This is a genomic window from Vibrio sp. IB15 (assembly GCF_016406055.1).
GTDB classification, from domain to species: domain Bacteria; phylum Pseudomonadota; class Gammaproteobacteria; order Enterobacterales; family Vibrionaceae; genus Vibrio; species Vibrio chagasii.
The window spans coordinates 1-25600 of record NZ_JAEFCE010000070.1; the positions used below are offsets into that span (position 1 = coordinate 1).

General features: G+C 44.8%; 21 protein-coding genes and 2 tRNA genes. 10 read left to right on the forward strand and 13 right to left on the reverse strand.

The features are described from left to right. Positions 1-93: 93 nt before the first annotated feature. Positions 94-978: a D-hexose-6-phosphate mutarotase gene (locus JC606_RS19935; RefSeq protein ID WP_137407842.1), complete on the reverse strand. Its 885-nt coding sequence runs from the start codon at positions 976-978 to the stop codon at positions 94-96. Positions 979-1215: 237 nt separating this feature from the next. After that, positions 1216-2211, reverse strand: a complete 996-nt coding sequence (gene gap, locus JC606_RS19940; protein WP_061033745.1) for a type I glyceraldehyde-3-phosphate dehydrogenase — start codon at positions 2209-2211, stop codon at positions 1216-1218. 358 nt (positions 2212-2569) lie between these two features. On the opposite strand from gap, the gene msrB reads away from it, so the two are divergent. Next, positions 2570-2968 carry a peptide-methionine (R)-S-oxide reductase MsrB gene (msrB, locus tag JC606_RS19945; RefSeq protein WP_137407843.1) on the forward strand — a complete coding sequence of 133 codons (399 nt, stop codon included), beginning with the start codon at positions 2570-2572 and terminating at the stop codon, positions 2966-2968. A 159-nt stretch (positions 2969-3127) separates the two neighbouring features. On the opposite strand, the gene JC606_RS19950 is transcribed toward msrB, so the two are convergent. After that, positions 3128-3937 (reverse strand): DUF2989 domain-containing protein, encoded by an 810-nt coding sequence (locus JC606_RS19950; protein WP_061033746.1) that lies wholly within the window; start codon positions 3935-3937, stop codon positions 3128-3130. A 113-nt stretch (positions 3938-4050) separates the two neighbouring features. Here JC606_RS19950 and JC606_RS19955 point away from each other — a divergent pair, with 113 nt between their 5' ends. Next, complete coding sequence (locus tag JC606_RS19955) at positions 4051-4332, forward strand: YeaC family protein (RefSeq protein WP_010437067.1); 282 nt, start codon at positions 4051-4053, stop codon at positions 4330-4332. Between the two features lie 144 nt (positions 4333-4476). On the opposite strand, the gene ansA is transcribed toward JC606_RS19955, so the two are convergent. Next, a complete protein-coding gene (gene ansA / locus JC606_RS19960) occupies positions 4477-5493 on the reverse strand; it encodes an asparaginase (protein WP_061033747.1) in 1017 nt (338 codons plus the stop codon). A 119-nt stretch (positions 5494-5612) separates the two neighbouring features. Continuing rightward, positions 5613-7463 (reverse strand): signal peptide peptidase SppA, encoded by a 1851-nt coding sequence (gene sppA / locus JC606_RS19965; RefSeq protein WP_198779277.1) that lies wholly within the window; start codon positions 7461-7463, stop codon positions 5613-5615. A 278-nt stretch (positions 7464-7741) separates the two neighbouring features. Here sppA and JC606_RS19970 point away from each other — a divergent pair, with 278 nt between their 5' ends. From JC606_RS19970 to JC606_RS19980, 3 genes are all read left to right on the forward strand, one after another. Then, a complete protein-coding gene (locus tag JC606_RS19970; RefSeq protein ID WP_198779280.1) occupies positions 7742-9751 on the forward strand; it encodes an NADPH-dependent 2,4-dienoyl-CoA reductase in 2010 nt (669 codons plus the stop codon). 207 nt (positions 9752-9958) lie between these two features. Beyond that, entirely contained in the window at positions 9959-10507 is a 549-nt protein-coding gene (locus JC606_RS19975; protein ID WP_004740667.1) for an NAD(P)H nitroreductase, read from the forward strand. 114 nt (positions 10508-10621) lie between these two features. Then, complete coding sequence (locus JC606_RS19980; protein ID WP_137407845.1) at positions 10622-12610, forward strand: DNA topoisomerase III; 1989 nt, start codon at positions 10622-10624, stop codon at positions 12608-12610. Between the two features lie 24 nt (positions 12611-12634). On the opposite strand, the gene JC606_RS19985 is transcribed toward JC606_RS19980, so the two are convergent. From JC606_RS19985 to JC606_RS23570, 3 genes are read right to left on the reverse strand one after another with little or no spacing between them, the layout of a single operon-like run. Continuing rightward, positions 12635-13636, reverse strand: a complete 1002-nt coding sequence (locus JC606_RS19985; RefSeq protein ID WP_137407846.1) for a DUF3080 domain-containing protein — start codon at positions 13634-13636, stop codon at positions 12635-12637. Positions 13637-13643: 7 nt separating this feature from the next. Continuing rightward, on the reverse strand, positions 13644-14330 hold the full coding sequence (locus JC606_RS19990) for an SDR family oxidoreductase (RefSeq protein WP_198779278.1): 687 nt from the start codon (positions 14328-14330) through the stop codon (positions 13644-13646). 25 nt (positions 14331-14355) lie between these two features. Then, positions 14356-14481: a hypothetical protein gene (locus JC606_RS23570; RefSeq protein ID WP_258099341.1), complete on the reverse strand. Its 126-nt coding sequence runs from the start codon at positions 14479-14481 to the stop codon at positions 14356-14358. Between the two features lie 104 nt (positions 14482-14585). Between JC606_RS23570 and JC606_RS19995 the strand changes: the two genes are divergently transcribed. After that, entirely contained in the window at positions 14586-15506 is a 921-nt protein-coding gene (locus JC606_RS19995) for a histone deacetylase family protein (RefSeq protein ID WP_137407848.1), read from the forward strand. Between the two features lie 65 nt (positions 15507-15571). On the opposite strand, the gene JC606_RS20000 is transcribed toward JC606_RS19995, so the two are convergent. The 4 genes from JC606_RS20000 to JC606_RS20015 all read right to left on the reverse strand — a co-directional run bounded on the left by JC606_RS20000 (position 15572) and on the right by JC606_RS20015 (position 18351). Further along, positions 15572-15662: transfer RNA gene (locus JC606_RS20000), tRNA-Ser, on the reverse strand. Positions 15663-16063: 401 nt separating this feature from the next. Continuing rightward, positions 16064-16154: transfer RNA gene (locus JC606_RS20005), tRNA-Ser, on the reverse strand. A 138-nt stretch (positions 16155-16292) separates the two neighbouring features. After that, a complete protein-coding gene (locus JC606_RS20010; RefSeq protein WP_004740673.1) occupies positions 16293-18095 on the reverse strand; it encodes a DUF3413 domain-containing protein in 1803 nt (600 codons plus the stop codon). A gap of 28 nt (positions 18096-18123) precedes the next feature. Next, positions 18124-18351 (reverse strand): YejL family protein, encoded by a 228-nt coding sequence (locus JC606_RS20015; protein WP_004740674.1) that lies wholly within the window; start codon positions 18349-18351, stop codon positions 18124-18126. Positions 18352-18435: 84 nt separating this feature from the next. On the opposite strand from JC606_RS20015, the gene yejK reads away from it, so the two are divergent. The 3 genes from yejK to JC606_RS20030 all read left to right on the forward strand — a co-directional run bounded on the left by yejK (position 18436) and on the right by JC606_RS20030 (position 22215). Then, entirely contained in the window at positions 18436-19440 is a 1005-nt protein-coding gene (yejK, locus tag JC606_RS20020) for a nucleoid-associated protein YejK (RefSeq protein ID WP_061033755.1), read from the forward strand. A gap of 107 nt (positions 19441-19547) precedes the next feature. After that, positions 19548-20960: an Hpt domain-containing protein gene (locus tag JC606_RS20025; protein WP_137407849.1), complete on the forward strand. Its 1413-nt coding sequence runs from the start codon at positions 19548-19550 to the stop codon at positions 20958-20960. 76 nt (positions 20961-21036) lie between these two features. Beyond that, positions 21037-22215, forward strand: a complete 1179-nt coding sequence (locus JC606_RS20030) for a chemotaxis protein (protein WP_198779279.1) — start codon at positions 21037-21039, stop codon at positions 22213-22215. 90 nt (positions 22216-22305) lie between these two features. On the opposite strand, the gene nhaC is transcribed toward JC606_RS20030, so the two are convergent. Further along, entirely contained in the window at positions 22306-23742 is a 1437-nt protein-coding gene (gene nhaC, locus JC606_RS20035; protein WP_004740678.1) for a Na+/H+ antiporter NhaC, read from the reverse strand. Between the two features lie 499 nt (positions 23743-24241). On the opposite strand from nhaC, the gene asd reads away from it, so the two are divergent. After that, a complete protein-coding gene (asd, locus tag JC606_RS20040) occupies positions 24242-25360 on the forward strand; it encodes an aspartate-semialdehyde dehydrogenase (RefSeq protein WP_008223285.1) in 1119 nt (372 codons plus the stop codon). Positions 25361-25600: the final 240 nt, after the last annotated feature.

The following is a 25600-nucleotide window of genomic DNA, read 5'->3' on the forward strand; positions in this document are numbered from 1 at the left end:
GGTATGAACTCGCCAAGTCTCTTGATTAACCAGACTTGTGATCAAGAGACAGGGAGTGAACCGGCCTTTAATATATCTTGCGTAGTGAACAGTTTACTGAACAGAAATCGTTGTAATCAGCTGGTGGTTCTCGCCAGGCTGAAGTGTTTTACCTGACTCTAAACTTGGCGCGTGCAATGTTGATTCAACACATAGCATGGTGAGGTAGCCATCATCTTGCATGTCGCCCATACCAGCAGCACCTTCTGCCCAAGGGTTCCACAAGACCGCAGAGTTATGGCCTTGGTTTTCAACTGTTAAAGTACGCTCAAGTTTTTTGTCCGCAACTAAGATTTGCGCTTCTGGCTGAGTGTACACTCGGTCAATGGTGTCGGTTAGCACAAGCTCAGCACCGCCTTGGCAGATCTTGCCACCTTGTAAGCTGTCGATGTACTCAGCACCCATACCTGTGGTGGTTGTGTTATGGATGTCTGCAACGTTTAGGTAAGTGTGCAGCGCACCAGAGAAAGTCCATGGTTGAGAATCTGTGTTCTTCACATCTAATGTTACTTTTAGCTCATCACCAATCTCAACATTTAGGCGAGCATCGAACTGATGAGGCCATACTGCCAGCGTCTCTTCACTAGGCTTCAGACCTAAGCTTACAATCACACCCGCTTCACTTTCACGGTGCTCAACTAATTGCCATTCACTTGAGCGTGCAAATCCATGCGCAGGTGCCGCAATGCGACCAAACCAAGGCCAACATACTGGAATACCACCACGCAATGCTGTTTTGCCATCAAACTTAGCTTGTTGACTCATCCAAATTAGGTCTTCTTGACCTTGTGGTTGGAACGACACAACATGACCGCCAAACAGTGAAATCGCCGCATCTGCCTTCTCGTGAATAACGCGAACTAGTTTTATACCTTGGTGTTCAACAATAGTCACGTTGTCAGAAAGTACAGCCAGTGCAGGTAGAGTTGATAAATCCATTACATGATCCTTCTAAGGAAATTGAATTCAAATGCTGACTCGATTCAAGCTTGTGATGAGAGGTGCAAGCAAACCAGTATTGGAATTGAATTTTACGTTTGGGCTATCTTGGTGGATTCAAATAGACGAAGTTAAAAGATAGCAGGTATTAAAAAGGCGACACTAAGGTCGCCTTTTTCAAAGTCTGCTCAAAACAGTCTTTGCTAATGCTTATCTAAAGCTATTTCTAAAAAAAAATTACTTAGAGATGTGAGCGATTAGGTCAAGAACTTTGTTTGAGTAACCGATTTCGTTGTCGTACCAAGATACAACTTTAACGAATTTGTCAGTTAGAGCAACACCAGCTTTAGCATCGAATACTGAAGTGTTAACTTCGCCGATGAAGTCTTGAGAAACAACTTGGTCTTCAGTGTAACCTAGAACGCCAGCCATTTCGCCTTCAGAAGCTTCTTTCATTGCAGCACAGATTTCTTCGTAAGAAGCAGCTTCTTTTAGGTTAACTGTTAGGTCAACTACAGAAACGTTAGCTGTTGGTACACGGAAAGCCATACCAGTTAGAAGGCCGTTTAGTTCTGGAAGAACAACGCCTACAGCTTTAGCAGCACCAGTTGAAGATGGGATGATGTTTTGAGAAGCACCACGGCCACCGCGCCAGTCTTTAGCAGAAGGACCATCTACAGTTTTTTGAGTTGCTGTAGTAGCGTGAACTGTAGTCATTAGACCAGACTCGATGCCCCACTTGTCGTTAAGAACTTTAGCGATAGGTGCAAGACAGTTAGTAGTACAAGAAGCGTTAGAAACGATGTCTTGACCAGCGTAAGTTGCTTGGTTAACGCCCATAACGAACATTGGAGTTGCGTCTTTAGAAGGACCAGTAAGAACAACTTTCTTAGCACCAGCAGTGATGTGCTTACGTGCAGTCTCGTCAGTTAGGAAAAGACCAGTTGCTTCAGCAACAACGTCTACGTCGATTGCATCCCACTTAAGATCTTCTGGGTTACGCTCAGCTGTAACACGTACAGTTTTACCGTTAACGATTAGGTTACCGCCTTCAACTTCAACAGTACCGTTGAAACGGCCGTGAGTTGAGTCGTACTTCAGCATGTATGCCATGTATTCAACGTCGATAAGATCGTTGATACCAACAACTTCGATGTCATTGCGCTCTTGCGCTGCACGGAATACGAAACGACCGATACGGCCAAAACCATTAATACCTACTTTGATAGTCATTGTAGTTGCTCCACAACTTAATTTCTGATTAAAGATAACTGGTAGTAAAATTACAGAATCCAGTCTAAATCTGCAATAGATAATCCGACTTAACTTGTTTAATGTCAAAAAAAAGCGACGCTTTTCTTAACAATTGAGTGTAAGTGGTTGAAAATTGACCATTGCTAGTGGTTCTGCACCCTTCCAGTTGGGTAAAATACCTCTAAATGACGATTCACTTATGAGTGTATATGTACAATGTTTTCTTGTGAGAAAGTATGTGCTACAAAACGACTCATATGCAAGCCTTTATAGGAAAAAGTAAATATAATAAATGAGAATGTGGAGAGATATTAACGTGATTCAAAAGGAAGAAAAGATGATAAAGCCTGATGAATACTGGCGTGAGCGCCTAACAGACGATGAGTTTGAAGTGTGTCGTTTGCGTGGTACTGAAGCCCCTTTTAGCGGAAAATTGTTACACAACCATAAGACGGGTGTGTATAGCTGCACATGCTGCCAAGCCCCATTATTCCTGTCGGATAACAAATATGATTCTGGGTGCGGGTGGCCGAGCTTCGATGCTCCTGTAAACGATACAGCAATACGCTATATAGAAGATCTAAGTCACGGAATGAAGCGTGTAGAGATTCGTTGTAGTGCCTGCGATAGCCACCTAGGTCACGTTTTTCCTGATGGTCCGAAGACAACTGGCGAACGTTTTTGTGTTAATTCTGTGTCGTTAATTTTCAACAAAAATGACGAAAGTACGAAATAACCTGTCACTATTGTTTAATCCTTACAGATCGCATTTGTCGATGAAATTGTAATGAACAGCCCAAGATTTCAGCGTTAACTCTAGTACAAATAAAAACAGCTACCATGATGGTAGCTGTTTTTTTTAAATTTGTTGAAGAGGCTATTTGGTCGCCTAAGATTACTCGTAGCTTTTTACAACAGCAGGGCTGTAAACGCCGTCTTCAATGGCTTCAACAATTTTGTCTGCGTCTTTATTCAACTGCTTATATTTTGGCTTTTCAAAGTGATAGAGAACAGCGAGCTCAGACTCCGATGCGATAGGCACATTAAAGTCTTTAGCGACCATTGCCCATACGTATGCTTCTTCCATATTGCCTAGGCTGTGATTAATACTGGCCATCGACTTAAAAATTTCAGTGTTGACGTTCGAATTACTCGATAAGGTCAATGCGTTATTAAGTAGTTTTAACGTCTTTACATGGTCTCGAGTGGTGTAGAAAGTCGCTAGGGCATACTGCATCTCTGCCGTATTCAACGCTTCTGTTCCTTCTAGTTGTAAGAAGCTGCGTCTTGCGTTGGTATCCCCGTTTTGTGACCACAAGAAGTAGAGCGTTTCTGGCGTGTCTGATTGAGACAGTTCACTAACAATGCGTTCAGACTCTTCGATGCTGTGCATTAAAGAAGTAAAGCGACGTTCTTGAAGTTTAGATTGATCGATCGTTTCTATCTGCGCGGCAAGCTCAAGACATTTTTTATAGGCTGTGACCAATTCGAACTCTTTGATCTTATTGATTTCGGTTGGTTGTTTTTGAACTTCAAAGCGATGCCAGATAAGGTCGGTACGCGCTACACGGCACTGTCCGTCGTTCATGTTCAGCTGTTCACAGCGCAACCCAGGATTGCTCTGGCACAACTGATCGGTATTTTTGTTGCCCTCAAGACACCCAACCAGAGTGAAAGGTAATAGGCTAATTGCCAACCATTTCATAATTTTCATATTCCTTCACTTGTGATCAAATGCACTTATTATCGGTTAGGTTCTTGACTCAATTCTGTTAAGAGTTATTTTCTGGTGAAAATTGTTAACACTAAGGCTTTACCATGGATGCAGAACAACTTCTTAGCGCAATGACACCCGAGGTCTACGAACGTTTAACCTACGCAGTTGAAACGGGTAAATGGCCAGAAGGAACAGCGCTTTCTAAAGAGCAGCGCGATTCGTGTATGCAGGCGGTTATGTTATACCAATCTAAACATAACTCTGAAGCTCAACACATGACAATTGCCGCTGGTGGCGAAATTAGCTTTAAGTCTAAATCTGAACTCAAGAAACAGTTTAAGTCAGATCAAGAAGATATTGTGAGAGTTAACCCAAATCATTAGGCTTTAAATTACAACAAAGGGGTGGCGTAGTGCCACCCCTTTTACGTTAAGTCGTTTATTTATAAACAATAAAACGATTTGGCTCACGTTAAAATGCTGCTCACATCATAGAAGAGCAGCCGCTCAAGATGAATCCTAACGAGCTTACAAGCTCATCTCACCACGCAGTACTTGCTGCATCTGAGTTTTCACTTCTTCGTAGCTTAGGTTTTGGCTTAATAGGTAATGAAGTTTCGCTAATGCCGCTTCTGGTGTCATATCATAACCACTGACCACACCTGCTTCAGCAAGTGCACAACCCGTCGCGTAACCACCCATGTTTACTTTACCGGCTAAACATTGGGTTAGATTTACCACGATAACACCGCGCTCTGATGCGTCTTTTAGGTGCTGAAGTAGCTCTGGGTTTTGTGGTGCATTACCAACACCAAAAGTAAGCAGGATCATCGCGTTAACAGGTTGTAGTAACGTGTTACGGATCACTTCGTGTGAGATGCCTGGGTACATAGTGATTACGCCGATTGGTTGCGGTGTAATGTTATGAACCTTGAACTCACCTTCAGGTTGCTCGTTGACTACAACGTTGTTGCTTAGCTGGATATTGATACCAGCTTCCAACAGCGGGTTAAGGTTTGGAGAGGTAAACGCATTGAAGCCATCAGCATGTGATTTAGTGCTGCGGTTACCACGCATCAATTTGTTGTTGAAGAACAGTGTCACTTCATTGATTGGGTAGTTCGCTGCGATGTGCAGTGCATTCAATAGGTTTGCTTGGCCGTCAGAACGTAGCTCAGCAAGTGGGATCTGAGAGCCGGTTACAATCACAGGTTTGCCAAGGTTTTCTAGCATGAAAGACAACGCAGAAGCGGTGTACGCCATAGTGTCAGTACCGTGCAGGATAACGAAACCATCGTATTTGTCGTAGTTCGCGCGGATGTCATCAGCGATAGTCTGCCAATCAAGTGGCGTCATGTCTGAAGAGTCCATCAATGGCGAGTATTCGTGGATGGTGTACTCAGGCATCTCTGGGCGATGGAATTCAGGCATACTAGCAAGCTGTTTATCCATGAATCCAGCAACAGGGACATAGCCGTGATCATGCGATTTTTGCATGCCGATTGTGCCGCCGGTGTACGCGATATAGATGTGTTTTCTTTCCATGGCGATTATTACTTTAGTGTGATGTAGGGAACAGGTGGGCGATTATAGCGAATTATTATGTAATAAAAAGAGGCGCCTCACACAGAGGCGCCCCTTGATAATAAAGCGTTGAGCTTAAATTATTGAACTTGGCAGTTTAAGCAAAAAGCGTAGCGGCCTTGTGGGTCGTTAAAGTTGCTTAATAGTTGGCTATCTTGAGCTAACTGCTGCGTAACAGGCTGTAAACTGCTTGGTATCATTGACTGAATATCAAGACCAATCGACATCTGAACTTGGTTCATAAATTCTTGAATAAACTGCTCAGTAGCTGAAAGTGGCTCTTCTACCCAGTAGATGTTGTAGCTTTCGAGTTCTGCAAGTGAAGCGGCGGCTGCAATCGCATCATCGAAGTCACCAATTTCATCGACTAGACCATTTTGCATAGCGTCTTGGCCTGTCCATACGCGGCCTTGAGCAATTTTATCGACCGCATCAACACCCATTTCACGGTTTTCTCCAACTAGACCGATGAATCGGCGGTAGCCATGTTCGATACCCATCTGGAATGCATCTTTAGCACCATCAGTTAAGCCGGTCGTGATACCAAGGCCAGAGAAAGGTGATGTGCCAACGCCATCCGTGTAAACGCCAATGTCGTTCAAACCTTTTTCGAAGGTAGTGATGACACTGAAAATACCAATCGAGCCAGTTAACGTTGTTGGTTGAGCAAGGATCTTGTCTGCGCCCATAGAGATCCAGTAACCGCCAGAAGCGGCAAGGCTAGACATTGAAACAACAACAGGTTTACCCGCTTGCTTAATTGCTTCTATTTCATTGCGAATGACCTCTGAAGCAAATGCGCTGCCGCCAGGGCTATCCACTCGAAGAACGACGGCTTTAACTTTGTCATCGTTACGAGCTTGGCGAAGTAGAGCCGCGGTTGTATCGCCACCCACTGTGCCACGTGGCTGTTTGCCATCCATAATAGCGCCGCTAGCAACAATTACAGCAACATCGTGTGATTGACTGTTCATGTCTGGAAGCATGGTTGCACGGTACTCGTAGTAGCCAAGCGCGTTGTAACTGTCTTGACCATCACTGCCGAACACATCTGCGAGCTCTAGTCGAACTTGCTGGCGAGTGGCTAGCTCATCTACTAAGCCAAGCTTTTCTGCTAGTTTAGCGATGTCACCATCGACAGACTCAAGCTCTTTTAAGAAAGTGTCCATGCTTGGGTTGAGCGTCTTCGCATCAATTTGGCGGTTGTGGCTCACATCGTCAACGTAAGCACTCCATAGTTGGCCTAACCAACGTGATGCCGACTCTTTTGCTGCGTCAGACATGTCGTCACGAATGAAGGGTTCAATAGCGGATTTGTAAGTACCCACGCGGAACACATGAGTGTTCACATCAAGCTTCTCTAATAAGGTTTTGTAGTAAAGCGAGTAGGCGCTGTAACCTTTAAGAAGTACACCACCATCAGGCGACATATATACCTTAGTTGCGTAGCTTGCTAGGTAGTATTGGCTTTGGTTGTAGAAGTCACCTACCGCATAAATTGGCTTCCCTGAAGCTTTAAACTCATTCAAGGCTTTTGCAATGTAGCGCAGCTTAGTTAGGTTGGTCTCTGGCAGTTCTTTAAGTGCCAAAACAATACCAGTTACATTGTCATCGTCTTTGGCGTAGCGAATCGTTTCAACGATATCAAAAAGAATGTTTTCTTTTGGCAGCTCCTTACCAAGCAGCGAGCCAGTGACGGAGTCCATTGGGTTAATATAGCGACTTTGTTCAACAATCGGACCCGACAGGTTAAGCACTAAAGCTGATTGTTGAGGCACAGTTGGTTGTGCAGTGTCTGAGTGGAAGTAAACAAAGTAGATAACGGCGATACTAAGTAAGAAGATTAAGTTAACAAGCGCAACACGTATAAACGTAATCAGCTTCCAAATCCCTTTGAAGATCATGCCTATAAATTTGAATATTTTTTTCATTCTGTCTCCGCAGTGAGATTACGTCGCTTTAACAAGCAGCAGTACCATTAATCTCAATAATATGAACTGCTTAGTATCCTACGATAATTCCCTAATTCAAACTATACCAAGAAGTGTTAATCGATTTATATTCTCATTAAGTGTAGCCAAATTAAGAACTTCTGAACGACTAATACCTTCAGCACTATGATCGGTGTTACAAAAATGTAAACGGTTGTTTGAACTTTTGGTGATTGAGCTATACTGTGGTCAGACCACAAGGATAAATAATAGAAGTGATGTCTGCCATGTACCCACATTTACTTGAACCACTCGATCTTGGATTTACTCAGTTACGAAACCGTGTATTGATGGGATCAATGCACACAGGTTTAGAAGAGCACAAAGAAGGCCTGCATAAACTCGCTGCGTTTTACGAAGAGCGAGCAAAAGGAGGCGTTGGCCTAATTGTTACAGGTGGCTTTTCTCCGAACTTACGTGGCAGGTTATCTCCGTTTAGTGCTGAATTCAGCAAAGTTAAGCACGCAAAAGCACACCAAGTTGTTACCGAAGCGGTACATAAGCACGGTGGGAAAATTGCGTTGCAGCTACTGCACGCTGGTCGATACGCAATGCACCCATTCGCGCAAAGTGCTTCGGGTATAAAAGCACCAATCGCCAAGTTTGCGCCAAGTGAAATGAGCCCTCGCCAAATTAAAAAGACCATCAGTGCCTTTGCCAACAGTGCCGAACTTGCTCAAGTCGCAGGCTACGATGGCATTGAGATCATGGGTTCTGAAGGTTACTTGATTAACCAATTCATTTGTAAGCGTACCAACATGCGTTACGACGAGTGGGGCGGTTCTTATGAAAAGCGTATGCGTTTCCCGCTAGAGATCGTGAAATCGATCCGCGAAGCTGTGGGCGATGATTTCATTATTATCTTCCGACTGTCGATGCTGGATTTGGTTGAGCAAGGCAGCACCTTTGAAGATGTTGTGTTATTGGCTCAAAAGCTTGAAGAGGCGGGCGTTACCATTATCAATACAGGTATTGGTTGGCATGAAGCACGTATCCCCACTATCGCGACACAAGTACCACGTGGTGCTTTCTCATGGGTAACTGAGAAAGTGAAACCGTATGTTTCTATTCCAGTGATTACATGTAACCGTATTAATACTCCGGAAGAAGCAGAACGTATTATCAGCTCCGGTCAGGCCGACATGGTCTCCATGGCTCGACCTTTCTTGGCTGACCCTGATTTCGTTAACAAAGCCGCACAAGACCAAGCCCAGTTCATTAACACCTGTATCGGTTGTAACCAAGCGTGCCTTGATAACGTGTTCAAAGGGAAACGTGCGAGCTGTTTGGTTAACCCACGAGCTTGTTATGAGACTGAAATTGTTGTTCAACCCGCGCCAGCTACTAAGACGATTGCGGTAGTGGGTGCTGGCCCTGCAGGCTTGGCTTGTGCGACAACATTGGCGCAGCGCGGCCACAAGGTAGACTTGCTAGAGAAGAACGATCGTATCGGTGGTCAGTTTAGACTGGCAATGCAAATCCCAGGCAAAGAAGAATTTAGAGAAACGATTCGTTATTTTGCTAACCAAATCGATGCATCAGGCGTGAATCTGAAGCTGGATACTGAAGCCACGTTTGAGATGCTGCTCAAGTACGATGAAGTGGTGATGGCGGCGGGTGTAGAGCCAAGAAAACTGAATATCGAAGGCATTGAGCACGAGAACGTGGTCGATTACCAAACCTTAATTCGCGAAAAGACACCAGTAGGCGAAAAGGTCGCGATTGTTGGTGCTGGTGGTATTGGGGTCGATGTGGCAACTATGCTCACCGAGCCAACGTCACACAGTCTAGACGATTGGCTGCATGAGTGGGGCATTGATAAGAATATGGAACACCCAGGTGGTCTGTATCCTTACCCGGATTCATTCAGTGACAAAACGGTTTGGGTGATGCAGCGCAAAGCGGGTCGTGTTGGTAAAGGCCCTGGCAAGACCACAGGTTGGATTCACAAACGCACACTAGAAAAGCGTGGTGTGAATCTGTTGGGGGGTGTGAGCTACAACAAGATTGATGACCAAGGTTTGCATATCAGCGTTGGTAAGCAAGATCAGGTGTTAGATGCTGATTCCGTTATCGTGTGTGCAGGTCAAGTATCAGTGAGACCGTTTGAGGATATGTGGCAAGAGTTCGGTGGCAAACTGCACGTGATTGGTGGTGCCGATTATGCTGGTGAGCTAGATGCTGTGCGCGCAATCCGTCAAGGTGTTGAGCTAGCGATTAAGTTATAGATAAAGCGACAAGCCATAATCTTATTGGTAAATATGCTTGTCTAATATGCCTAGATAGATATTTGAGCAAGGCTCCTAAGTCATAGATTTAGGAGCCTTTATTGTTTCCAATCTAGGTCAAATGAGCAGTCGTTGAGATTTATTATCGTTTGTATTCTGTGCTAAAGTTCAAGTATACAAATAATAAAGAAATAGTAAGGACTTCAAATGGATGCTTTGGATCTACTGCTCAACCGACGCTCTATCGCAAAACTCTCTGATCCAGCACCTGAAGGTGTCGCGTTAGAAAATATCATCAAAGCGGGCTTGCGTGCCCCTGACCACGGTGCATTAACACCATGGCGCTTTGTTATCGCGCAAGGTTCAGGGCTACAGAAGCTATCTGACATCTTGGTTCGTGCTGCTGAAGCGGAAGAAAGCGAAGAAGCGGTGATCGAGAAAGTGAAAAAGGCGCCGTTCCGTGCTCCTATGGTGATCACCGTGATTGCTAAAGTCACCGAACACGAGAAAGTACCAGCGATTGAACAGCACCTTTCTGCAGGCTGTGCGGCGCAAGCGATGCAAATGGCCGCAGTCGCTCAAGGTTTCCAAGGTTTTTGGCGTTCAGGCAAATGGATGTTCCACCCAGAAGTACATCAAGCATTCGGTCTAGAAGGCGACGACGAGATCGTTGGTTTCCTATACCTAGGTACTCCGGGCTGTACGCCAATGAAAGTGCCAGAGCGTGACTTCTCTAAGTTTGTTGAGTTCTTGTAAAGAGCCCTGAAGCTGAATAGTGGAATGTTAACTGTATAAACAACCAGTTTTTCTTGATTTATTAGGGTCACATTAGATAATGTGGCCCTAATTGTTTGTAGCATCTGGAAAAACATGTCTCGCCTTATTATTGCTGAAAAACCAAGCCTCGGCCGTGCGATCGCCGCTGCACTGCCTAATCCACAGAAGAAAGACCAAGGGTTCATCAAATGTGGTAACGGTGATGTAGTGACTTGGTGTATTGGACACTTATTGGAACAGGTTGAGCCAGACGCTTATGACGAGCGTTACAAGAAATGGAACTTGGCTGATCTTCCTATCGTGCCAGAGCAATGGCAGCTAAGACCACGCAAGACTTCAAGCAAACAGCTCACGGTGATCCGAAAGCTATTGAAGGACGCCACTCAAATAGTTCACGCCGGAGACCCGGACAGAGAAGGGCAGCTGCTGGTTGATGAAGTGATTGATTACTGCAAAGTATCTAAAGCCAAGAAAGAGTCGATGGAAAGGCTGCTTATCAGTGACTTAAACTTACCTGCTGTAAAACGTGCACTCTCTCAAATGCGCAGCAATCGCGATTTTATCCCTCTTTCTGTTTCAGCATTGGCCCGCTCTAGAGCCGATTGGCTGTATGGTATGAACATGACTCGAGCTTATACCTTGCTTGGACAAAAAGCCGGTTATCAAGGCGTATTGTCGGTAGGGCGTGTGCAGACACCAGTACTTGGTTTAGTGGTGAGACGTGATGAAGAGATCGAAAACTTCATTCCCAAAGATTACTTCACTTTGCATGCCTTGATTCCTTACCAAAATAACGGGCAGAGCTTTGATATTCGTGCTCGCTGGAAACCAAGTGAAGCCTGTAAGCCGTGGCAAGACGAAGAAGGCCGTGTACTCAACCGAAAGTTGGTTGAAAACGTCGCTCAGAGAATCGCAAACCAACCTGCAACTGTCACAGAGTCAGAGCAGAAGCAAAGTAAACAAGCAGCGCCACTTCCTTACTCTCTGTCTGCCTTGCAGATTGATGCCTCCAAACGTTTTGGCATGAGTGCTCAGCAGGTGTTGGACACCTGTCAGTCTTTATATGAGAAGCACAAGCTTATCACTTACCCACGCTCCGATAGCCGCTACCTTCCTAAAGAGCACTACTCTCAGCGAGAATCAATTGTAGACGCCATCGCCAATAATGCGAAAGAGCTACAAAGTGGTGCGCAAGGTGCAGACCTCTCACTGAAATCAAAAGCATGGAACGACAGTAAGGTTGATGCTCACCACGCAATCATCCCAACACCGAAGAAATCATCGGTGAATGGTTTGTCTGCCAATGAGATGAAAATCTATCAACAAATTGCTCGCCAGTATCTGATGCAGTTCTACCCACCGGCTGTGTTTGCGGATGCTAAATTGGTTTTTGATATCGCTGGTGGTGTGTTCATCGCGAAAGGGCGTCAGCTTATCAACCCGGGTTGGAAAGTGTTGATGGGTAAAACCGACACCGAAGAGAAAGGTGATGGCACTGATACAGTTCCACCGCTAGATAAAGGAACCGTGTTGACCTGCCGTGAAGGGGTCATTGGCGATAAGAAAACCGAACCACCAAAGCATTTCACGGAAGCGACATTGCTTCAAGCGATGACAGGTATCGCGCGTTTTGTCGCGAACAAGGACCTGAAAGCTATTTTGAAAGAGACTGATGGTCTTGGAACAGAGGCGACTCGTGCGGGCATTCTGGATACGCTTTTCAAAAGGCAACTGCTAACGCGCCAGGGTAAGAGTATTCATAGTAGCCCTGCAGGTAGAGGTTTGATTCATGCCCTACCTGAGGATTCGACCTTTCCGGACATGACGGCACACTGGGAACACCAGTTACAGGGCATGGCCGAGCGTAACCAAGCGTATCAACCTTTCATGCAAGCGCTGGAAAGCAAGATTGATGGCCTAATGGGGCGAGTGAAAATAGGGGAAGTGCCGGAATCGCTTCGTCATCTCCCTAAAGTTGAGAGACCCGCTTTTAAACGTCGCAAAGGTGGCGGTACGAAGAAGTCTTATGCCAAGAAAGGTACCTATGCCAAGAAAGGCGCTTCAGCTAAAAAAGGATCTTAAAGCTAGCGTTTGCAAGTGTTCCAGTTAGCGTCCGACTTTACGCCCACAGCGCTTAAATAACTGTTGCCAATACTCAACATGGCGACGCGTTGATGCACGAAAGGCTTGGTGCGTGTCTTGGATGGGGAAGTAGTAGCTGTGCAGTTCTGGCTGAGCATCAAATATTGCCAGCTGCGGAGCGAGCTGTTGATAGTAGCCATCCAGTTGCGCCATATACGGCTGTACTTTGCCAATATACTGTTGTTCGAATACGTTGTTGAGGTAACGGAACTTAGTGGTGTCGCGTTGTTTTCCGCAGATGATATTGGCATCAAAAGTAGTGAGTTGCTCGGTGATGGTATCGAGTTCAACCGACGCGCGCGCAAGCGAATAATACAGATCCCCAAGGGTAGAGCTCTTCTCTAACACCTCTTGCACCTCTGTGGTTTTGCCCGAAACAAGTGGTGTATTTAACGAATGGTTAAGATGCTCCAAGGCGTCGCTCGTCTGTCTTACTTGTTGAGCAATATCATGACGTAGCCACTGACTACCGCGCAGCTGTGACTGCATGGCATCGCTAGCATAAATCAGGTTCCATTGATGGAGCGGAAACTGAGCGAGCTTCTGTTGCTCGATCCGTCTCAAGAGTTCGATGATTTCTGGGTCTAGCTCATCACTGGATAAGCACTTGCCTACGCCTTCGAGTAGAGCAACTTGATAATCGTAATTGCGGAATTCGTCCGCGACTTTTCCGAGCACTGAGTTACGCTCAGCAATCAGGTTGAAAAGCCCACATTGGCGAAGTTGATAGCTGTCGATGAGCCCAATAGAAACAGAGGGGACGTTTAGCAATAACTCTCGCTTTCTTGGCAACCCCTCAAACTCCCAGTCTTGTTTGAGCTCTTCAGCATCTTGCACTCTGGCTACCTTGGTTTGATAGTCATCGAACAAGTCTCCAGGACCTTCCCCAAAACACCCTCCGAGCACCACGGTGATTAAAATCAGTAGTGAGCGTCGTACGAAGTTTGTAAGAAGGCGAAGATTCATGGGTTACCTACCAGTCTATTTCACTGCCATCGAAATTGAAGAAGTGACCACTTACTTCAGTTCTGGCAGATTCGATGACTTTAATAAGACCAGACGCTGAAGTGTCTGTATCAATAAGAGCATTAGGACCACCCATTTCTGTCTGTACCCAACCTGGGTGCAGTGCCAAGACCGTGAAGCCGTTACTGGTTAGATCGTTGCTTAGACTTTTAACTACTGAGTTGAGAGCCGCTTTAGAAGAACGATAGATGTAGCCTCCGCCAGAGGTGTTTTCTGCCATGCTGCCAACTCGAGAAGACAAGCAAGCTATCTTTTTCACTTCACTGGCTTCTAGCATAGGGAGAAGTGTTTCAACTAGCTTCAATGGCGCAATAGTGTTGACCTCAAAAACGCGTCGCCACTCTTCTACGTTGGTGTTACCCAGTCCATAACCTTTAGGGCCGTAATAGCCTGCATTGTTAATTAGAATATCAATGGGCTGGAGTTGATTGGGTAGCCTGCTGGTGGCTTGGTAATCAGTGATGTCTAGTTGAATGCAGGTCAAGTTGCTGTGATGTTCTGCGAGTGACAGTAACTCATTCGCTGATGAGGTATCACGATAGGTAGCGTAAACGGTGTGATTGTCTTTCAGATATTGCTGAGTTAGGCTTAAACCAATGCCTCGGTTTGCTCCAGTAATAAAAATAACGCTCATGGTGATTCCTTTTCAGTTCAATTAGTTAAGTTTGATGGCTTAACACCAGAAAATCAACGGCCCACCAACTGGCCATTAGCATTCCGACAAAAATCATTACTGCTGTCGCTGAGCCACAGATCACCCCAAGGGTAAGTATTAGGTTTTTCATTACTTTCTCTGAATACACTTAATGATAATTGTTATCATTAATTTGGGTTGTCGCCAAGTCTGAGGCTGTTATGATTTTGAGAAAGATAAGCAATTAACTCGATTATGATTCCTTTAATTTACCACCCAATTTATTCGCAGCTGCCTTTACCAGAAGGCCATCGTTACCCAATCAACAAATACCAGTTGTTACATAGTGCAGTTGAAGCGTTAATGGATAGCGATCCACTCTGGAAGAGTAAGTTTGAAGTGTTCCAACCAAAGCCGGTGTCGGTTGAACAAGTCAAACAGGTCCACGATAGTGACTATGTCGATTTACTTGTCTCTGGTAGTTTGCCGGCCGCGAAGATGAGACGTATTGGGTTTCCTTGGAGCGAACAGCTGATTGAAAGGACGCTCTATTCAAGCGGCGGAACCTGCTTAGCAGCTGACATGGCCATTGAGAGTGGTTTGGCAATTCACTTGAGCGGAGGCTATCACCACGCGCACCATGATTTCGGCAGCGGATTTTGTTTGTTGAATGATCTGGTGTTGGCAGCGAAGCATGCACTTACCTTTGAACAGGTTGATAAGGTGCTGATCGTAGACAGTGACGTACACCATGGCGATGGTACGGCGACACTCTGTCAAGAGAGCGATGAGATCATCACTTTGTCTTTCCACTGCGATAAAAACTTCCCTGCAAGAAAGCCATTATCGGATCTGGATGTGCCACTAAATCGCGAAACGGAAGATGAAGAGTTTCTGCGTTGTTTTGAGCAAGTGACTAAGCTGGCGATTGCGCATCACCAACCTGATTTGATCATTTATGATGCAGGTGTCGATATCCACCAAGATGACGAGTTGGGTTACTTGAATGTATCGACGCAAGGGATCTTTGAACGAGATTGCTTCATGATTAACCAAGCAAAATCAGAGTCTATCCCGATGGCGTGTGTTGTTGGGGGAGGCTATCGCACTCAGCACCAAGATTTGGTACCGATTCACATGCAGCTTTTGAAAGCAGCACTAGCAGCGGATAGTTGACCTGCTAAGCTAGGTTTTCTTCAGATACAAAAAAGCCGCTGATTTCTCAGCGGCTTTCTTTAATGTGGTGGAGGGATAGGGATTTGAACCCTAGAACCGCTATTAACGGTTGCCGGTTTTCAAGACCGGTGCTTTCGACCACTCAGCCATCCCTCCGATGCCGCGTATAATATAAGGGTGGCTTTGGCTTGTAAATACCCTTATTAACTGACTGCTTTATTTATGAACGCTTTTCGATATTTTTGTATTGAATGGCCATTTATTGTGCGCTTTGCTGATGTTTTATCGTAACCAACAACTAAAAACGGATAGCTAAAAGTTAAAAGAGAATGCTAAAGAACTGCATGAGTCACGAGAGTCGTGAACTAGATAGATAATAACTGGAGTCTTTAGCTGAAAGCCTGACAAAGTAATAGAAGGAGTATCGCTAGATAACCGAGAGCCTGCGGTATTAACAGCTACTCAAGGTTCACTTAGTGTGAGGGGGAAAGCATAGAGATAAGTAGTAAACCCTAGATGCAAAAAAGCCGCTGATTTCTCAGCGGCTTTCTCTAATGTGGTGGAGGGATAGGGATTTGAACCCTAGAACCGCTATTAACGGTTGCCGGTTTTCAAGACCGGTGCTTTCGACCACTCAGCCATCCCTCCAGTGGCGTGAATAATATAAGGGCATGAGGATCTTGTAAACCCCTAATTTACATAAATTTGTTCTGTTGCTTGTTTTCTAGTCATTAACGGCAATAAAAAAGGGAAGCCATTGGCTTCCCTTCTTCGTTTGGTGATCATTTAATCATTTTTTGCGTAGAATCGCTGCAATTCAGTGAGACCTTGCATAAGTACTGGTAAGCGAGGGCTTACATTTTTTAGTCGTTGGTAATCTTGGTCGTACAGTTTGTAGTTACCAAACTTATCTAGCACAGTAGTTTGCTTATCTGTCACAAGCGCTAACTCACGAGAATCACCCGCAAGCACCCATTTTCTCTTACGCTCATCAAACAAGCTGCGGCCGCTGCTAAAGTCAGTTGGGTTTGAAGATACACCCAGTAGCTCTTGCATTAGTGTTACGGAAATATCTAAGTGGCTAGAGCGGTGAGTGTACTCAGACGCTGATTTACCTGGCCAGCTGATAAACAGCGGAACCTGCAATTGATAACGACTGTAGTTAGAGTTTGCACCCCAGCTGTTAGTCTTGGTTTCGTTAAACTCAGTACCGTGATTGGAGGTAATGATAACCACCGTATTATCGATAAGGTCTAAGCGTTCCAACTCAGCGTAGATGGTTGCAAGTTGTGCGTCCGCTGCTTGAGCTGACTTTTGGTAATCAGCAGCAAAACGTTCTGCTGTTGTTAACGCTGAGTCTGACTCTGCTTCTGAGCTTGCAAAGTTGTCCAATGTTGTTAGCTCAATAAAGTTGAACCAAGGACGTTTAGCTTTCGGTGATTCCACCCAGTTTGACCAGGCTTGGATTGCACTGTGGTCATTAAACGTCGCTTGCTCTGACATGATTTTACGGCCTCGGAAGATGATGTCCGAGTAAAGTGCATCGTCAAAGTTGTCACCGCTGAATGCAGCAAACTTGTAATTGTGGTTATCTAATACATCCAACAGAACTGAACTCGCACCTTGAGCTTCAATACTGCTTGCGTAGCTGCTAGGAAGGCCGTAGAACAAGCCAAAAATACCAAACATGTCGTTGCTAGAACTGTAATGGTTGGTGAAATTGATCGACTGTTGTGCGAATGCGTAGCTGCTTGGCATCGATGTTTCGTTAAGAGCATCTGCGCGCAGGTTATTCACGCTCACCATCAGGATGTTCAAATCATCACTGCGGCGGTTGTACTGAATTTCTTCTAGCGGGTAGCTAACAAGGTTTACATTGCCTTTGTTCGCTTCTAAACGCTCTAGATATTCTTCACGGTCTAACAGACCATGTTTCTCCATAAAGCTTTTCGCTGTCATTGGGTAAGACAGTGGGAAGTTCGCTTTTTGGCTCGTAATTGGGTTATAGAAGTACGCATCAGCCCACATGTAAGTCAGGTGGCTACTGATGAAACACAAGAAGAAGACGGCGGTAATTGGACGGCCGATGTGTTTATGAGAAAGTTTACGCTGCTTACGCCAAACCCATTCAGATAGGCCAAGCTGCAATAAGAAAATAAGCGGCATAACAATGAAGAGGTGCTGCAAATCAGACGTAAATGCAGATTCCTCTCCACTGAATAAAACCTCCCACACGACAGGCGTCAGGTGGAGGTTTATATTTTGATACGTTTGAGTATCAATCAACAGGACAGTTAAACCTATGGTCGCAAAGCAAACGGCAACCAAACGTAATAACTTCCTAGACGGAAGAATAAATGTGAGCGGGAACAGCACTAATAGATAGAGCGCAAATACCAAAAAGCCGAAATGACCAACCCATGAAGCAGCCAAGTAGAATTGACCCAGTAGGGTTTCTGGCCAAGCAGATTGAGTGATATAACGAGTACCAATCAACATCGCAGCAATGATGTTGAAAAATGCAAACCAGTGACCCCAACCAACCAGTCGAGATACACGATCGCTATATGAGTTTGCGCTGTCTACCATTTATAATTCTTTTATCCGTCAATCAAATTTAGTGAGACTTTTTATCTTCAAGAGAAGAAATTAAAGCCTCGGCAAATTTTTCAGCAATTCCTTTGCGTTGTGAAGCAGCAACGTTCTGATTTAAGACATTGGTTGCGATATTTCCAGCGATCATCAGTGAAAGTTCTGGTGAAGCTTTGTGCTTAGATAGTACAGCACCTACTTCAGCTAGGATTTTTTCAACTTGTTCATCTGTGTATTTAGATATAATCGGCATAAGGACTCTAATAATGATAGTAAAAGCGGCTTATGATAACCTACTATGCACGACAACTGAAACCTGAACGGTAATATTTTCACTATGAGCCTTCACCTTTCCAACGTAATTTTACACCAGCTGAGCAAGAACGATCAGGAAGAACTGATTGTTAACTATCGTGCTGAATCTCTAGAAAACGATGCTTCTTCTGAAAGCCTAGTTGCTGAACTTCATCGTGTTTTTAACTCAAAAGCAGGCAAAGGGTTTGGTTCTTTCAAATCTGACAGCGAATTCCAACAGTGGTTGCATCAACTTCGTGCTGGTGAGACAAACTTTTACGATTTTTCTCAAAAGAGTGCGCAACGTCTAAAAGACGAGCTTTCAAAATACCCATTTGCTGATGAAGGCATCTTGGTAATGGCTGAATATCAGTCACTTGCAACTGACTACCTTTTCATTGGTCTACTGCCTTCAAACCAAAGCTTGAAGGTAACAGAAGGGCTAGATATCAGTGCGACTGACTACTTAGATATCTCTAAAATGGACATCGCAGCTCGCTTAGATCTTTCTACTTACGAGACAGACAAAGAGTCAAACCGTTACCTAACGTACATTAAAGGACGTGTTGGTCGTAAAGTGGCCGACTTCTTCTTAGATTTTCTTCAAGCGGAAGTAGGTCTGGATGCAAAACTGCAAAACCAGGTGCTGATGCAAGCGGTAGAAGATTTTGTTTCTGATTCTAAATTAGAGAAAGAGGAAGCTATCAGCTACAAAAAGCAGGTTGCTGATTACTGTAACGAGCAGTTAAAAGCGGGTGATGAGGTTCAAGTGCGTGAACTGTCTGGCGAATTACCAGCAAGCTCAGATGGCACCAGCTTCTTTGACTATACTAGTGAGCAAGGCTACGAGTTAGAAGACAGCTTCCCTGCAGATCGCGCAACTATGCGTAAACTAACAAAATTTGTTGGTGCTGGTGGCGGTTTGAATGTTAGTTTTGATAGTCTGCTTCTAGGCGAGCGTATCTTCTATGATCCGGAGACAGATACACTAACGATTAAAGGCACACCGCCAAACTTACGTGACCAACTGACTCGTAATAAGTCATAGTCCGAAGTGAATAGGTAAGCGGCAGTAGGATGCTGTCGCTTGTTTTTGTGCTTTGTGTCTTCGCCATAGCAATAATGGCTTCAAGTTAACACGCACAAGGAATATAGATGGAACAATCAGTAGCAAAGCCCACTCGCTTTAATAAACCAGCCACTTTCTTAGTTGTGATTTTGGTTCTGTGGCTACTTCCTTCATTGGCACTTCTCAACCTAAGCCGTTCCTACACAAACTCTCTTGCTCAAATCGAAGAGCTGGGTATTCGCGTTAACGAATTAAGACAGTCACTCTATTTCTCGGAACCACTTCGCGTCTCACGCATCAATGAGTTAGCTCTTGACGCTCAATTAGTTTATTCGATTCGACTTCAGATCGAATCCGATTTCCAGAACGCATTTTTTCGCCCTGACGTAAACCAACTGCTTTATGTGGCAGACCAGTTCTTGGACAAATTTGACGAGTTCATTCCAATCGAAAGTCAGGTTCAAGAGATTGTCGATAACATCAAGCTTTTACGTGCAGACAAGCAGATATCTCCCAAGTTAAAACCGTTGCTAAATGAATTTGGTGTAGTGGTGTTTGAGGCGATGTACTCAGACAGCCAAAGTTCATCGGCGACTTACCGAGCTTTTGATTCTATTCTCGAGAAATCTTACAAGTTGAAAATACCAGAGCAAGACGCGATTCAACAACTACTGGCTGATGCTTCCGCATTGCTCGTAGATTACGCACAGCTGAACTTTTTAGTCGATAAGATTAAGCAGAACTCGGTGAACAAGCAGATCATTAAGTTAGAGTCAGAGTATCATGAGCGCCAGTTTAATTTGCTGGTCGCAATGTTAGGTTTGAGCTTGGCTGCTATGGTGGCTCTGATTGTTTGGAGTGCGAGCGTGAGAAAGACTTCTCCAAAACTTGCAGCTGACCAGAATACCTCCCCTGAACCTAGCGAAGAAAAGGCTGTTCAATTCTCTGATAAGGATGCGGAGCTGTTTTCAGAAAGCAGCGGTGATTCATCTCCTTTGGCAACTGGGCAGCACGAGGCTAAGCAAGAGGTACCAGAACCGGCAGTGAATGAGCCATCAGGCTTTCTACAGCAACAGCAACAGCATGCGAACATTGAAAGCCAACCAAATACGATTGAGACGCCAACAGCTGAGCGACACGTTGCTAGCGTGACGGATTCGAAACCAGCGATTGATATTGAAGAGATGCTCGAAACACTCGATGGCGATGCTGAGTCGGTTGAATTGTTGCTTGGAGTGTTTGTCCAAGATCATGCCGACGACTATGAGAAGTTTAAAGCGCTACTGATTAAAGATGAGACCTCGGCCGCACGTGTTGTACATAGCTTAAAAGGCGTGGCAGGTAGCATTAAAGCGTCACGATTAGCCATTATTGCCGCAAGTATTGAGATGACAATGAAACAATCTCGAGCGATCAGCGAACACGACTTGAATGAACTTGAGCAGGCGATAAAAGCCTCTGTGGATTCCGCCGTCGAATATTTAGATAATCAGCGTTAACTTTTGCGGGAGTTTTGACAATACTCTGACGAAGTGTTCATACAATCCGCGCCCTTAGTCTTTGTCATAGGTTTATATGTTACGAGTTTCGAGTCGAAGTTGGATGGTGTTGGTGCTTAGTATTGTGCTAAGTGGTTGTTCTCTATTGGAAGTTAAGTTAGATAGTCAAACGACGCCTCTCACTCAACAAGAGCTGAATGCTCGGCTCATGACGCGTGAATACGCTAAGCTGTTTTTTACACAAGTCGAAGACTCGGCTGATTTAATCGCGCAATCTTATCCTGCTGATGACACCTTACATCAATCTTACGTTTTGCTTTGGAAGATCCATGCTGAACAGGGCTTACAGCAAGCGGCTTACCAAACCTCTCCGATGTCTGCGCTCATTGACACTTGGGTGTTTACTGCGCAAATGAATCAATTCTATGCCGAAGGTCAAGGAGCGGAGCTGTTCACGACGGATTATGCGGTTATTACTGCACGCTCTCTCGATCAAGAAGCAGAAAAGCTAGCAAAGGGCGTTCTGAGCTCGAATGACTTTAAGAAGAGCAAAGCATTCGTTGCTGAGTATATTGCGAGCAACCCATTTAACGACCTAACGTTCAGAAGCACGCCTGCTTATCGCGAATGGCTAACTTACCTTGGCAAAGATGAATCACAGATCGTTCAGAGTCTAGGTACCATGCCAGAAGCGATGAGCGATGCATCCGATCGTTTAAGCTTGATGGCGGATCAAACGCCAAAGTTGATGTCTTGGAAAGCAGAGTTAGTGGCGATGAATAGCTCACTGACGGGGGAAGACTTATCGATGACACTAGAAAGCCTTCGCCAAACGTCAGCAAGCATGCAGGACTTCATTGAGAACAATCCTGAATACATGCAAACACTGGCTTCTATTATGTCGGCAGAGATGCAGCCGCTGCTTAATGATCTTAGCGACAAAACAGACCAAAAACTGGCTATGCTGAGCGATGAGCGTGTGGCTTTAGAAAAGATGGTGACGCGTGAAAGAGAAGCACTAGTGCAGATGATCGAGAAAGAACGTATCGAGATCGCGGGTATCGTGACATCAGAAAGAGAATTGTTCACTCAAGACTTAGATCGCGTTTCGCAAGAAGTGGTTGTACTCGCGATTGATAAGCTAATGGAGCTAATCAAAGGCGTGATTATCTACTTTATTCTGTTTATCTTGGTCGTGTTCTTCGCACCGTTAGGTATCGGTTATTGGTTGGGTAAACGAACCGCAAATAAATAACCCAATAAAAAAGAGCGCTCTAGGGCGCTCTTTTTTTATCTATGCCATTAAGGTTTTGTACTTACGCTCTCAGGCTTAGAGTGATGGAGACTAGGCTTGTTGCTTAGTCAGCTCTGCCGCTTCTTCCGCTTCAACAGCTGGTGCTGTCGGTTCACATTTATCAACGAACCAACCCATGTAAGACGTTACGATAGTCACGATGATACAGATGAAGCTTAGCCACATGAATGGTGCGTACGACAGCGTTGCAACGCCTAGGATACTCGCCATGTAGATACCGTTGTCACTCCAAGGCACCATACCTGATGTCAACGTACCGCCGAACTCAGCGTTACGAGATAAGTTCTTACGCTTGTAACCTAGACGGTCGTAGTTCTTAGCACAGATTTTTGGTGTCAGGATCAGTGATACGTACATTGCAGAGCCAAATACGTTACCCATGAAAGCCGTACCGATTGTGCTTGTTGCTAGCGAACCTGCGCTGTTTACGCGGCGTTCGAATACCTTCGCAATTGTCTCTAGCACGCCCACTTTATCAAGTAAGCCACCAAAACCAAGGCCGAACACGATAACCGCAACTGAACCAAGCATTGAAGACATGCCACCGCGGTTTAGGATTGAGTCAATGAAGTCCACGCCAGAGGAGATAGAGAATGGTGCCCATGCTGTGTTGAATGCTGTTAGGAAGTCGATCTCTTGAATCATAACTGCCCAAATAATACCTAGCAGAGAACCAAAGCTGATTACCGGGAATGAAGGCATACGGAAAGCAAGCAGACCTAATACGATCAGTACTGGAACAAATGAGTATGGCGTGATGTAGAACTGAACTTCCATCGCTTTGATAACAGATTCTACTTGGCTCATGTCAACGTTACCGGCGTAGTGGAAGCCAAACGCGGTAAACATGATGCCAGTAATAACGTAGCTGATTAATGCTACAGGCAGCATGCCTTTGATGTGTTCAACTACTTCTACGTTAGACATAGAAGAAGCCAAAATTACTGAATCTGAAAGTGGAGACATTTTGTCACCGAAGTAACAACCTGACAGTACTGCACCTGCCGTAATTGGCGCTGGAACACCTAGGCCTTGGCCAATACCCATCATCGCAATACCCGCTGTACCAGCAGCACCCCAAGAAGTACCAGTAGCCAACGCTGTTAGAGAACAGATGATCATGGTCGCCAAAAGGAAGATAGAAGGGTGGATAGCTTTTAGACCATAGTAAATGATGGTCGGTACGATCCCGCCAGAGATCCAAGTACCAACAAGAGCGCCAACGGCTAAAAGTATTAAAACTGCGCCTAAACCGTTAGATATTCCTTTGAGTGCTGCTTTTTCTAAGTCTTTGTATTGGTGTCCAAGACGAAGACCAAGCACCATGATAATGAACCAACCAATGTACAAGGCAAGTTGGATTGGAAGGTCAAGCTTTGCTGTAAAGGAAAAAGCAAGGGATAGAAATAGTCCTAACGCGATGAATACCTGCATCAGGTTCGGTAGGCGAGTTTTACTCTGCTTCATAAAAGCCTCTTGTGATTTCGAGCATTTATAGTGCTTCATTATATTGTGGGGTACGAAATGGACACTACAGTAATTAGATTATTATATCGAAAAAATACGCTTAAGTTGTGATATTTGACTGCATATCGGACCTGTTGTGGTTTCATAATCTAAATTTTTGTTAAATTCATGATTGTTACATGTTTAATTCTGTCGCACGTTGTTTCCGTTTTGTAAAATAAAATGCCAATTAACCATGATTTAATAGTGGTAATTACTGTTTGTGATCGGGGTTTGATTGTTAGGTTTAACGCCATAAATGGCTGAATTTAGCGGGGTTGGTATTTCTATCAATAGAGTGAAGGCCGAATCTCTGTATTGAGATAACTTTGCGATTCATCGCGTTCACTTAAAAGAAACGAAAAAGTTACACTTTTTGACAAAAAGCGCTTGAGTTCTGTTTCTGAAAAACTTATAGATGGGGGAGAGCAATTTTTAATTTATACATGGAGAGTGAGAGATGAGAGTAGGTCTAGTTGGTTGGCGCGGTATGGTGGGTTCTGTACTGATGCAACGTATGGTTGAAGAGAAAGACTTCGACCTGATTGAGCCTGTTTATTACAGTACATCTCAGATTGGTATTCCTGCCCCTGTTCTAGGTGGTAAAGATGCGGGTCTACTTCAAGACGCTTTTGATATTGATAGCTTAAAGCAGCTTGATGCGGTTATTACTTGTCAAGGTGGCGATTACACATCAAAAGTTTACCCAGCGCTACGTCAAGCGGGTTGGAAAGGTTACTGGATTGATGCCGCTTCAACTCTACGTATGGATGCTGATTCAATCATCACTCTTGATCCTGTTAACTTGGCTCAAATCCAGCAAGGCATTCATAGCGGTACTAATACTTTTGTTGGTGGTAACTGTACGGTGAGCTTAATGCTTATGGCACTGGGCGGCCTATACGAGAAGGGCATGGTTGAATGGATGAGTGCCATGACTTACCAAGCGGCTTCTGGCGCGGGTGCTAAGAACATGCGTGAGCTTATCTCGCAAATGGGTGTGATTAACGATAGCGTGAGTTCTGAGTTAGCAAACCCTGCAAGTTCGATTCTTGATATTGATAAGAAAGTTGCTGATACCATTCGTTCATCGTCATTCCCAACAGATCAGTTTGGTGCTCCGCTAGCGGGTTCATTGATTCCTTGGATCGATGTGAAGCGTGAAAACGGTCAAAGTAAAGAAGAGTGGAAAGCGGGCGTTGAAGCGAACAAGATTCTTGGCCTAGATGGTCAGCCTATCCCTATCGATGGTACTTGTGTACGTATCGGCGCAATGCGTTGTCACGCTCAAGCACTAACGATCAAGCTTAAGCAAGACGTTCCAATGGATGAGATTGAAGAGATCATCGCAACTCACAACGATTGGGTTAAAGTGATTCCTAACGACCGTGACATTACGGCGCAAGAGCTGACTCCAGCTAAAGTAACAGGCACTATGTCTGTACCAGTAGGTCGTCTACGTAAGATGTCTATGGGTAACGACTTCCTAAATGCATTCACAGTTGGTGACCAACTACTTTGGGGTGCTGCAGAACCACTACGTCGTACTCTACGTATTATTCTTGCTGAAAAAGCGTAATCGAACGCTCTTTCTATTCAAAAGTGAAAGCAGGCGCCACTGTTTGTGAATGCTTAGCTTCGTTAGAGACAAAAGCCGGTGTTAATACATCGGCTTTTTTGATCGCGTAAGGTGGATTAATTTCACTCGCGACTTCACTTAAATCTTCTCGTTGGAATGGGACAAGGAAGAGATCCCCAACTCGTTCAATGGTATGGACTCCCCACCTCAACTGACAGCGTCAGCTAAAGTTACAGGTGC